The organism is Streptomyces sp. NBC_00341 (assembly GCF_041435055.1).
Taxonomy (GTDB): Bacteria; Actinomycetota; Actinomycetes; order Streptomycetales; family Streptomycetaceae; genus Streptomyces.
On the sequence record NZ_CP108002.1, the window covers coordinates 991569 to 1003105 of the forward strand.

The window sequence follows — 11537 nt, forward strand, 5'->3', positions numbered from 1 at the left end:
CCTCGTACCCGTCCGCCTGCTCCCGGCCGGATCCATGAGGTTCCGTACGGTTTCAGGCCGTTCCGGATGGTTCCGGCCGGTTCGACGCTAACCGCAGCGGCGCACAATCGCACCCAGGCTCCGGCGCGCCATCAGCCCAGGTCGGGGATGCGCCAGTCGATGGGCTGGTGCCCCTGCGCGGCGACGGCCTCGTTGATCTGGCTGAACGGGCGGGACCCGAAGAACTTCTTGGCCGAGAGCGGCGAGGGGTGTGCGCCCTTCACCACCACATGGCGCTCCTCGTCGATCAGCGGGAGCTTCTTCTGCGCGTAGTTGCCCCAGAGCACGAAGACCGCCGGGTCGGGCCGGGACGCGACCGCCCGGATCACCGCGTCCGTGACCTTCTCCCAGCCCTTGCCCTTGTGCGAATTGGCCTCGCCCGCGCGCACGGTCAGCACGGCGTTGAGGAGCAGCACGCCCTGTTCGGCCCACGGCATCAGATACCCGTTGTCCGGGACCGGCAGGCCGAGCTCCTCCTTCATCTCCTTGTAGATGTTCCGCAGCGACGGCGGGGTCCTCACACCGGGGCGCACGGAGAAGCACAGCCCGTGCCCCTGGCCCTCGCCGTGGTACGGGTCCTGCCCGAGGACCAGGACCTTCACCTTGTCGTAGGGGGTCGCGTCGAGCGCGGCGAACACCTGCCCCCGGGGCGGGTAGACCGGTCCTGCGGCCCGCTCCTCCTCGACGAACTCGGTGAGCTCCTTGAAGTACGGCTTCTGCAGCTCTTCGCCGAGGACGCCGCGCCAGGACTCGGGCAGCTGGTCGGTGTCGGTCACGTCAACAACCTCCGGTAAGCAATCAGTTCTTGATGCCAGAACTTACCGGCGACCACTGACAACGCGGCCGGGAGCCTCCCGGCCGCGCTCCTCGAAGGGGCCGCGAGCGCCCCGCCGGGCTACCAGCTGGCCTTGCGGTACAGCTCCCACATCTGCATGACCGTCTGCGGGTCCAGGGCCCGTTCGCCGCCGCCGATGTCCTCGCCGGCCGCCACGTACAGCTTGCCCTGCCACAGCGGCAGCAGCCGGACGTCGTCGACGAGGGCCTTCTGGGCCACCTCGAACTGCTGGCTGACCGCGCCCCTGTCGCTCTCCTTGCGGGTCTGGGGCAGCACCTGCTTGGTGATCTCGTCCTTCGCGTACGGCATGCCCGTGATGCTGTCCTTGCCCACGAAGGGGGCGATGAAGTTGTCCGGGTCCGGGAAGTCCGGGAACCAGCCCCGGCCGAAGACGGGGTACTCGCCCTTGGTGAAACCCTCCTGGAACGTGTTCCAGGGCCGGCTCTTCAGTGTGATCCTGAAGAGGCCGGAGGCCTCCAGCTGACGCTTGAGCTCGTCGAACTCGGGGCCCGTCGAGGATCCGTACCGGTCGGTGGTGAACCAGAAGGTCATCGCCACGGGCTCGGTGATGCCGGCGTCCGTGAGGATCTTCTTGGCCTTCTTCTTGTCCGGGTCGCCGAAGGTGTCGAAGAAGCTGGTCGTGTGGCCCGCGATGCCCTTGGGCACCATGGAGTAGAGCGGTTCCGCGGTGCCCTGGTAGACCTTGGCCACCAGCGCGTCCCGGTCCACCAGCTGGGCGATCGCCCGCCGCACCGCCGGCTTCCCGGCGGCCGGGTCCTTGGGGTTGAAGACCAGGAAGCGGATGTCGGCGCCGACCGTCTCGACGAGCTGGAGGTCGCTGTTCTTGTCCTGGTTGTCCTCCAGACTGACCACCTCCTCCGCGGACAGCCCTCGGTAGGTGGCGTCGATCTCGTTCTTCTTGAGCGCCTTCACCATGGCGCCGGACTCCTTGAAGTACCGGATGGTCACGGCGTCGTTCTTGCGGTCCGCGAAGCCCTTGTAGTCGGGGTTCCTGACCAGTTCGGAGCGGTCACCCTGCTTGTACGCGTCCAGCAGGTACGGCCCGGACCCGGTGACCTTGCCGTCGTCGCGGATCTTGTGCGCCGAGTACTCGCTCGGCGCGACCAGCGACATGGCGGGCGTGGCCAGGATGAACGGGAAGGTGGCGTCCGGCTTGGTCAGATGGAAGACGACCTCGGAGTCACCCTTGGTCTCCACCCGGTCCAGCGAGCCGAGCATGCCGACCGGTCCGCCCTTCACCGCGATCGTCCTGATCCGGTCGATGGAGTACTTCACGGCCTCGGCGTCGAGCTTCTCCCCGTTGGAGAACTTCAGACCCTCGCGGAGCGTGCAGCGGTACGCGGTACTGGTGGTGTCGGTGAACTTGCAGTGGTCCGCGGCGTCCGGCTCCGGGCTCGTACTTCCGGTGGGGAAGCTGACCAGGGTCTGGAACACGTTGCGCATCAGCTCCCAGGAGCCGTCCCACGCCGCCGCCGGGTCGAGGGTGGAGGGTTGGCTGGTCGTCCCGACAGCTAGCTTCTGCTCCACGTCCGAACCGCTGTCGGACAACAGACCGCAGCCGGCCAGCAGAGACAGGGAAGCAAGGGCTGCAGCGACCTGCAGACTGGCCCGGTAGAACACGTGCACGCTCCTCGATCAGCCATGGGTCGGCAGACCATACCGCAGCGCCCCGCCGGGTCAATCCGTAGGCCCGACGGGGCACTTGAGTCAATCAGGGCCAAACCCGCTCAGGCCGTTCTCAGCCAACACCCGCGTTCAGGAAGATCCCGCCGTCGACCACCAGGGTCTGTCCGGTGATCCAGTCGGACTGGTCCGACGTGAGGAAGGCCGCCGCGCCACCGATGTCCTCGGGAACACCGAGCCGCCCCAGCGGGTAGGCCGCTGCCGCCTCCGCCTCGCGGCCCTCGTACAACGCCTGGGCGAACCTGGTCTTCACCACCGCGGGGGCGATCGAGTTGACCCGCACGACGGGCGCGAACTCGTGCGCCAGCTGAAGGGTCAGGTTGATCATCGCGGCCTTGCTCATGCCGTACGCGCCGATGAAGGGCGAGGCGGAGACGCCCGCCACGGAGGCGATGTTGACGATCGCGCCGCCGTTCTCCTTCTGCCACGCCTTCCAGGTCTGCTGCGCGAAGCCGAGCGCCGAGACCACGTTCGTCTCGAAGACCTTGCGGGCGACGTTGAGGTCGAGCTCGGCGATCGGGCCGAAGACCGGGTTCGTACCGGCGTTGTTGACCAGGAAGTCCACCCGGCCGAACGCCTCCATGGTGCGCTCGACGGCCACCGCCTGGTGCGCCTCGTCGTGCGCCTTGCCCGGCACGGCGATGACGCGGTCGGAGCCGAGCGTCTCGACGGCCTCCTTCAGCGCGTCCTCGCCGCGCCCGGTGATGCACACCCGGTCGCCTCTGGCCACGAGCGCCTGGGCGATGCCGTAGCCGATGCCCCGGCTCGCGCCGGTGATCAGCGCGACCTTCCCACTGTCCTGCACAGTCATGATGTCCGCAGCCCTTCGGGTCAGTTGAGCGGTCCGCCGGCGACGTACATGACCTGGCCGGAGACGAAGCCCGCGTCGTCGCCGGAGAAGAAGGCGATGGCGTTGGCGATGTCCTCGGGGAAGCCGACGCGCTGCACCGGGATCTGGGTTGCGGCCGCGGCCTGGAACTCCTCGAAGCCCATGCCGACCCGGGCCGCCGTCTGCGCGGTCATCTCGGTGACGATGAAACCGGGGGCGACGGCGTTGGCGGTGATACCGAACTTGCCGAGCTCCTTGGCCAGCGTCTTGGTGAAGCCCTGCAGGCCCGCCTTGACCGCGGCGTAGTTGGCCTGGCCGCGGTTGCCCAGCGCCGACGAGGAGGACAGCGACACGATCCGGCCGAACTTCTGGTCCACCATGTGCTTCTGGACGGCCTTGGCCATCAGGAACGCGCCCTTGAGGTGCACGTTCATCACGGTGTCCCAGTCGGACTCGCTCATCTTGAAGAGCAGGTTGTCACGGAGCACGCCCGCGTTGTTGACGAGGATCGTCGGGGCGCCGAGCTCGGCGGCGACCCGCGCGACGGCGGCTTCCACCTGGGCGCTGTCCGACACGTCGCAGCCGACGGCGAGGGCCCGGCCCCCGGCGGCGGTGATCTTCTCGACGGTGTCCTTGCAGGCCGCCTCGTCCAGGTCGAGTACGGCGACGGCGCGGCCCTCGGCCGCCAGGCGTACCGCGGTGGCGGCACCGATGCCCCGTGCCGCTCCCGTCACGATGGCTACGCGCTGCTCGGTGGTGGACATGCTTGGTTCTCCTCGCCCTTGGATCGCGGCTCAGCGGACGTCAGGCGCATTCCCTGCGAAATGATTCCCGATAACTGAGCAACCGCTTAGTACCTTCTCCGGTCGAGACGCTAGAAGGCCTGGCACCCGGTGTCAACGGCCCACGGACGCAGCGGCGCATGTCACACCGGGATCAGCGCACCAGAAGGTCGAGCAGCCGCTCCACCTCTGCGGCGGGGTCCGTGGTGAGACCGCTGTGCACGGGGCTCGACTGGATGACGGTCGAGCGCGGGGCGATCAGCCAGCGGAAGCGCCGCCCGGCGTCGTCGCCCGCCGCCTGGCCCGCCTCCGTACCGCCCCTGCAGATGCCCTCGACGCCGTGCAGCGCGGCCCGCACGCCGGTGACGTCGGCGTCGGGGTCCAGCGCCTTGAGCTTCACCTCGTCGAGTTCGGTGCGGGCGGCGACGAACCCCTTCGCCCGGCAGTAGACGACCACGCCGGCGTTGAAGAACTCGCCGCGCTGGACCCTCGGCACCACGCGCAGCAGGGCGTACTCGAAGACAACACGCTCAGTCACGGCCGGCCGCTCTCGTCGCTGTTCTTGGGGTTCTTGATGTTCTTGGTGTTCTTGACGCTCTCGGCGTCGCGCCTCGGGGCGAGGCGGTCGCTGAGCCAGCCCGGGGCCCGGGACGGCTTGTCGGCGGTGGGCGCGTCCAGGGTGATCCGCTCGTGGATGGTCGCCGCCCTCGGGAGCAGCGCCTCCACATAGGCGCGCCGGAGCTGATCGGTCGAGTCGAACCCGGGCTCGTCCACCAGCCACTCGTCGGGCACGTCGGCGGCTACCTCGGTGAGCAGTTCCTCCGTGACCAGCGGGGCGAGTTCGGCGGCGGCCGCGGCGACGTCCGGGGCGAAGGGGGCCAGCGCGTGGTCCGAGGCGTTGTAGGCCTTGGCGGCGGAGGCCTGGGCGCCCGGCCAGTTGTGGTGCCAGATCATGGTGGCGCCGTGGTCGATGAGCCAGAGGTCACCGTGCCAGATCAGCATGTTCGGATTGCGCCAGGACCGGTCGACGTTGTTGATCAGCGCGTCGAACCAGACGACGCGCCCCGCCTCGCGCGGATCCACCTGGTAGGCGAGCGCGTCGAACCCGAGGGAACCGGGCAGGAAGTCCATCCCGAGGTTGAGGCCGCCGCTCGCCTTCAGGAGCTCCTGGACCTCCTGGTCGGGCTCGGCGAGACCGATGACCGGGTCCAGCTGCATCTGCACCAGATCGGGTACGCGCAGCCCGAGCCGGCGGCCGAGCTGTCCGCAGATCACTTCGGCGACCAGCGTCTTGCGCCCCTGCCCGGCCCCGGTGAACTTCATGACGTACGTGCCCAGGTCGTCGGCCTCGACGATCCCCGGAAGCGAGCCGCCCTCACGCAGGGGCGTGACATAGCGGGTCGCTACGACTTCTTGCAACACTTTCCCAGGCCACCCATCTCTTCAGCCTTACAATCAACGGAGGGCCGCTGCGAGGCGCAGAGGCGGGAATCGCCGGTCGACGGCGCTGGGGCGAATCTGGGGAATTTCGACTAGCGAGCCGATGCCCCGCCCTCCCCAAGCAGACCGTCGATGGCGCCGCGCCCCTTGCTGCCGGCCTCCGGCATGAAGTGAGCATAATAACCGAGAGTGATCGCTGGCGAGGAACGTCCGAGCCACCGCGCCAAGGTCACGACGGACTCTCCGGCTTCCAGCATGATCGAGGCGTAGGTGTGCCGAAGCACGTGGAAACCGTCCTTCGGGGCCGCCGCCCACTGCCAGGCTTTCGCCCCCTCGGCACGTGGCGGGATGACACCGGCCTTGGCCAAGGCCGGCTTCCAGGTGTAGGTGTTCCACGCGTTCACCGCGATGGCGTTGCCGAAGCGCGTGGTGAGCAGCAGAGAAGACTTCCTCCTCTCCCCCTCCGGCTTCCCCCACGGCAGCTCCACCTCAACCGGCGGGAACGCTTCGATGTGACGCTTGAGTTCCTCGGCCACCGAGGGGGGCAGATCCACGGTGCGGATCTTCTTCCCCTTCGGCAGGGCGAAGTACAGCCTTCCGTGAATCGCCTGCACTTGGCGCCGAACGTGAAGCATGCCGCGTTCATGGTCGATGTCCTCCGGACTCAGCCCGAATACCTCGCCCTGGCGGAGTCCGCAGCCCAGACCGACTGCGACGGCGATCCTGTTCCGCTCGTTGATGGCATCGCGGACCCGCAGTGCCGTAGCCATCGGCCACGCATCGCGCCGCTCCCGTGGCGACTTGGGCCACCGCACAGATTTTGCGTGCATGGGGTTGCGCGCGAGGCGCTTGTCGTCGACGGCCGCTTCCAGGACGGAGGAAAGCTCGGACATGATGCCGCGCTGGTAGTCGACCGACGAGACTCTCGACTCCAAGTTGGCTACGAACGCACGCAGATCCGATGCGGCGATACTCCTGAGAGGAAGCTGGCCCAGGTACGGGATGATCAGGGCCCCGGCGAGTGCCTGGCTCGTCCGGTTTGATCATGTGATGCCGTAGAGGGTGAGGATGCGGGGGCGGTCGGTGTGGGCTCGTCGTCCGGCGGCGGTGTTGACGTAGCCGGCGAGCTTGAGCGCGCTGCGGATCAGGTCGCGGAGGGCAGCGAGTACGGCGGGCGCATTGTGGGTCCTGACCTGGGACTTGTCCTCGTTGAAGGTGACATCTCGGCACTAGTGGACGGTGTTCTCCACAGTCCAGTGGCCGCGAGCCCAGGATGCGATCTCGGCTGCGTTCGCTTCCTCGGCGGGCAGGTCGGTGACGGCGTAGACGGTCTCGCTGGACCACTTCTTCGCCCCGTGGAGACGACGACGGCGCTGGATGCGCAGGACCTGGGCCGCGTGTGGGAAGAGCAGGCCGTCGACGGTGACGACCTGTACGAGCCGCTGCTCGTGGCGGCCGTGTCCCCGGGCGTCGTCGCGGTGGATCACGGGGATGGCCTTCCAGGGCAGGGCGTGGAGTTGACGGGCCTGGCCGCGCTGGTTGTTCTTGATGGTCAGCAGGTAGTGGGCGCCGCGTTCGCGCAGGTAGGTGGCGTGGCCGTGTTGGGCGTGGAGGGCGTCGGCGGTGACGATCGCCCCCGCGAGATCCGCGTCGTCGATCTGGTCGAGCAGGGGTGCGAACTCGGGGATATCGTTGGTCTTCGCGCCGATCTCGCGGGAGGCGAGCGTGACACCGTCGCCGTGCCGGACGGCGGACAGGACGAAGACGCGCCTGCCGTCGGGGCGTCTGGCGCCGCGCAGGCACTTACCGTCCACCGCGATCGCCCGCCGCCGGGGGCGTACCGGCTCGGCGCGGGCGGCCGCCCGGTGGGCCCGACGCTGTTCACGCTCGGTGCCACCGTCGGGCATCACCGGCTCCGGACGGCGGGACCGTGCGGACAGCAGGGGCCGCAGGTAGTCGTGCCCGGCCGCGCTGATCTCGCCGGGATCGAGCCGCCCCAGGATGCTGCGCAGGGTTTTCTCACTCGGGATCCGGTAGCGGCCAAGGAGCGGGTGGTAGGGCAAGCCGAAGGCGGCCAGCTCCTCCGGCGTCGCACGTCGGCACCACTCCGCCGCCGCGGTGATCGAGTCGTGGCCGGACGGGGTCATCGCGCAGACCACCAGGGCCAGGACAGAGGAGAGCCGGTAGCGCACTCCGCAGGCCCCTCGCGGAGAGCTTCCAGGCAGGGCGCATGAGGCGCACGGACAGCGACAGGAGATGATGGAGGAACGAACACGGCACCTTCGTGGATCTTGCAGCGTAGAGAACTACATGATCCACAGGTGCCGTGTTCATCTGCTTCCGGGGCTCGCCATCGAGATCAATCACCCCAGGGTGGGGCGATCCAGGTACTCGCCGGGGCCATGCCCGGAGCCCCCGGGCCCATCCGGTGTCCGTCAGAGCCCGACGGGCTCGCCGTCGATCCACTGGACGCGCCTGTTGCGGCACAGGCAGAAGGGGTGGCCGACCGGGTCGGTGTAGACGCGCCAGCCGTAGCCCTCCTCGCCGACGGAGTCCTTGCGGAGGGTGGCGCCGAGGGCGGTGAGGCGCTGTTCCTCGGGTTCGAACTCGTCGACTTCGAAGTCGAGGTGGAACTGCTTGGGGTGCTCGTCGTCGGGCCAGTTCGGTGCGCGGAAGTTGTCGACGCGCTGGAACGCGAGCTCGATCTTGCCGAACTTGATGCCGGCCCAGTTGTCGTCGCTGTCGGGCTTGACGGGTTCGCCGGTGACCTCGGCGTAGAACGCCGCGAGCTTCTTGGGCTCGGGGCAGTCGATGATGAAATCGGTGAGCTTCAGCATCCGGCGATCTTGCCACGCGGACCGCGAGGGTGGCAGGGGTGAAGCCAGGGCCCCGACGAGTGCCTGGATCACCCCAGGGTGGGGCGATCCAGGCATTCGCCGGGGCCCTGCGTCCTGGAGATCGGCCTGTACGAGTTCGGCGTCGTCATCGACCCGCGGACCGCGGCCACCGCTCTGGCCGCCGGTGAACGACGCGCGCTCTTTGGTACTCCAGAACATCATCAACGCCCGCGCCTTCACCGAGGCCAGCTGCCCCATCCCCTTCTCTGTCTATGCAGGCGAGGAGGACTGGGTGGTCTCAGCCGCTTCCGCCCGTAGCAGCTTCCCCGACGCAGCCGCCCTACCAGGCAACCACTTCACCATCCTGAGCAGTGAGCGAACCTTCAGCACCCTCAAGCAGCTCCTGCGCTCGGCCGCCGACAGCGAGCCACCCCAGACCACCGCCGTCTCCGCCGGACTGACTACGCGAGGCACAGCCGCCACAGCTGAACAGTCCAAGCTGGCAGCCGCAGCAGAACAGGGGCGGGCGGCGGTTGCCGATGCCGACGTCAAGAAGGCCGCGCGAGTGCTGGACGCACTGCCGCCGCAGGCGGGGTGGCTGAGGGTGGTGCGCAACCCGGAGATCCTGCCGATCCACTACGACAAGGTCACCGTGAAGTTCGACGCGGCCTGCATCGAGCTCCGCACGGAGCGGGAGACCACCGCCGACTTCCTTGATCAGGGCCTCCACACCGCCTTCAGCGCGATGACGGAGGCGCTGGACGCGCTGGAGAGCTTCATGGACGGCAGCATGTTCGGTCCGGACGACCATCGGCCGTGGCGCGATCTGACCGAGCATCCACCGTCTCGGCAGCGGGACCTGCCCCTGCTGGCTGAGGCGAGGCTGCACTTTAGCGAGCGGTACCAGGCCATGATGAACCTGCTTAACGCCAGCGGGCTGCTGCCGGCCGAGGCCAGCAAAGCGACCGACCAGGGGGGCCAGAGGTGAGCTCAAAAGCCGCCACGAGGTGATCTTGAAGCGCGATGCCGTCGCCGGTCATGTTGCCGAGCGTGCCCCCGCCGCACGACACCGGACGTGGCGTCCCTCGTTTGCGGCTGGTGACAGTGTTCTTACCGGCACCCGGACCTCGCACGACCAGGAGCGTTGACCACCAGGCCCCCGCGCGGGCTGCAACCCGCGTCGCTGCCGGGCCGGACGGCCATGGTTGGGCCCCGCCCGGCCCGGCAGCCGCACCCAGCGGGCTCCGTACGAGGCACTGACACATCTCGTGGCAGATCGACTGACGTTCTCGTGGCGGACGACAATGACATAGCCGCGATGTACAGCTGCAGGCCTGTCGTCTGCCACGACATCGTCAGTGGTTCTGCCACGGAAGGGTCAGTAGGGCTGGAGTTCGACGAGCAGGCTGTGGTGTGCCCGTCGGCACCGACGAGACCCTGGCCAACCTCGTCAGCCGCAAGGCGCGTAAAGAACTTCTGCCAGTCTTGAAGCAACCAATGGACGATGCCGACGTTCTGACGTCTCGCGCCCTGCGATCGATGGGAGACACGAGATGAAACCGCATATGGCGATGGGCAGCCGCCCTCGGTCGGCGGGACCGGGCTGTCTGTCCAGCTGGGCTCCGGCCACAGCGCTCCTCCTGGCTGTGACGACATCCTGCACCGGCTCCGCACCGGGAAACGGTGGCGTCGCGGCCGGAAAGCCTGGCACGGCCGGAGTAGGAGATCGGCTCTTCCCAGGGCTCGGCAATGGTGGCTATGACGTGGTGCACTACGGGCTGACGCTGGATTACGTGCCCGAGACCAACCACCTGAAGGGCACGGCGATCATCACAGCGCAGGCCACCCAGGACCTGAGCCGCTTCAACCTCGACCTTTCAGGGCTGCGGCTACGCAGCACCACGGTGCAGGGAGCCAAGGCCCAAGTCGCTCGCGCGGGAGACGAATTGCTCGTGACACCAGCGAAGACGGTGAGGAACCGCGAAGTCTTCAAGACAGTCGTCACCTACGACGGCACACCGCGCACGCTCAAGGACGACGACGGAGGCCTAGAAGGCTGGATGGAGACCGACGACGGCTCGACGGCCCTGGGTCAGCCGTCCGGCTCCATGACCTGGTTTCCGGGCAACCACCACCCGTCGGACAAGGCCACGTACGACACCACGGTCACCGTGCCCAAGGACGAGGACGGCGACCCCTACGACGTGATCAGTAACGGCAAGCTGATCACGGAGGAGGACAAAGGGAAAACGGTAACCCGCCACTGGCGCACCGAGGAGCCCATGGCCAGCTACCTCGCACACGTCTCCATCGGATACTTCGAGACCCACAAGGGGCGGACGGACGATGACGTGCCCGTCTACGTCGCCATCGACCCCGACGAGGCCGAAGACTCCGCCGATGTCCCAGACCTGGTGCCTGAGATCGTCGACTGGGCCAGCAAACTCTTCGGCCCCTACCCCTTCTCCTCCGCCGGTGCCATCGTCGACCACCTTCCCGGGCTCGACTACGCCCTGGAGACCCAGACCAAGCCCTACTTCGGCGAGGCGCCCGAAGAGGCGCTGCTCGTGCACGAACTGGCACACCAGTGGTTCGGCAACTCCGTCACCCCACGCGAGTGGAAGGACCTGTGGCTCAGTGAGGGTCTGGCCACCTACGCGGAGTGGCTCTGGGAAGAGGAGCGGGGCGACAGGGGCACCACGGAGATCTTCGAGGATTACTACGACGGCACGGACACCGAGAGCGAGGGCATCTGGGCGTTCCCGCCGGCGGATCCGCCCGGCGCAGGACGCGTCTCAGATCCGCCTGTCTACGGACGCGGTGCCATGGTCGTGCACAAGGTGCGCAGGGCTGTCGGCGACGAGACCTTCTTCGACATCCTTCGTACCTGGACCCGGCAGCACCGGCACGGCAATGTTGACACCCGGCAGTTCATCGCCCTGTGCGAGAGCAAGTCCGGGAAGGGCTTGAGCGCGCTCTTCAACACCTGGCTCTTCGACGAGAAGAAGCCCTCCCGGATGTGAGGAGGGCGATCCGACGAGAGAAGGGCTCTCCCCGAGGGAAAGCCCTTC

The 11537-nt window shown here is 68.0% G+C and carries 10 protein-coding genes and 1 pseudogene; 2 read left to right on the top strand and 9 right to left on the bottom strand.

What is annotated here, in order from left to right; all coding sequences use genetic code 11:
- Positions 1-131: 131 nt before the first annotated feature.
- The 9 genes and pseudogenes from OG892_RS04410 to OG892_RS04450 form a co-directional block, all read right to left on the bottom strand.
- Complete coding sequence (locus tag OG892_RS04410) at positions 132-815, bottom strand: uracil-DNA glycosylase (protein ID WP_073736281.1); 684 nt, start codon at positions 813-815, stop codon at positions 132-134.
- Positions 816-934: 119 nt separating this feature from the next.
- Entirely contained in the window at positions 935-2515 is a 1581-nt protein-coding gene (locus tag OG892_RS04415; RefSeq protein WP_073736282.1) for an ABC transporter substrate-binding protein, read from the bottom strand.
- A 118-nt stretch (positions 2516-2633) separates the two neighbouring features.
- Positions 2634-3389, bottom strand: coding sequence for an SDR family oxidoreductase (locus tag OG892_RS04420; protein WP_073736283.1), 756 nt, complete (start codon positions 3387-3389; stop codon positions 2634-2636).
- Positions 3390-3409: 20 nt separating this feature from the next.
- A complete protein-coding gene (gene fabG / locus OG892_RS04425) occupies positions 3410-4171 on the bottom strand; it encodes a 3-oxoacyl-ACP reductase FabG (protein ID WP_073736284.1) in 762 nt (253 codons plus the stop codon).
- Between the two features lie 172 nt (positions 4172-4343).
- Positions 4344-4727, bottom strand: a complete 384-nt coding sequence (locus OG892_RS04430) for a DUF3037 domain-containing protein (protein ID WP_371628502.1) — start codon at positions 4725-4727, stop codon at positions 4344-4346.
- Entirely contained in the window at positions 4724-5611 is an 888-nt protein-coding gene (locus tag OG892_RS04435; RefSeq protein WP_073736286.1) for a HipA family kinase, read from the bottom strand. The genes OG892_RS04430 and OG892_RS04435 overlap by 4 nt, the downstream gene beginning before the upstream one ends.
- A 110-nt stretch (positions 5612-5721) precedes the next feature.
- The gene (locus tag OG892_RS04440) at positions 5722-6522 is read right to left on the bottom strand and encodes a tyrosine-type recombinase/integrase (RefSeq protein ID WP_371628503.1); all 801 of its coding nucleotides are present in this window, start codon (positions 6520-6522) and stop codon (positions 5722-5724) included.
- Between the two features lie 150 nt (positions 6523-6672).
- Positions 6673-7904: pseudogene (locus tag OG892_RS04445) on the bottom strand (ISAs1 family transposase).
- Between the two features lie 160 nt (positions 7905-8064).
- Positions 8065-8466 carry a VOC family protein gene (locus OG892_RS04450; protein ID WP_073736287.1) on the bottom strand — a complete coding sequence of 134 codons (402 nt, stop codon included), beginning with the start codon at positions 8464-8466 and terminating at the stop codon, positions 8065-8067.
- Positions 8467-8650: 184 nt separating this feature from the next.
- On the opposite strand from OG892_RS04450, the gene OG892_RS04455 reads away from it, so the two are divergent.
- The gene (locus OG892_RS04455) at positions 8651-9454 is read left to right on the top strand and encodes a hypothetical protein (RefSeq protein WP_371628504.1); all 804 of its coding nucleotides are present in this window, start codon (positions 8651-8653) and stop codon (positions 9452-9454) included.
- 775 nt (positions 9455-10229) lie between these two features.
- Entirely contained in the window at positions 10230-11489 is a 1260-nt protein-coding gene (locus OG892_RS04460; protein ID WP_371628505.1) for a M1 family metallopeptidase, read from the top strand.
- Positions 11490-11537 lie beyond the last annotated feature (48 nt).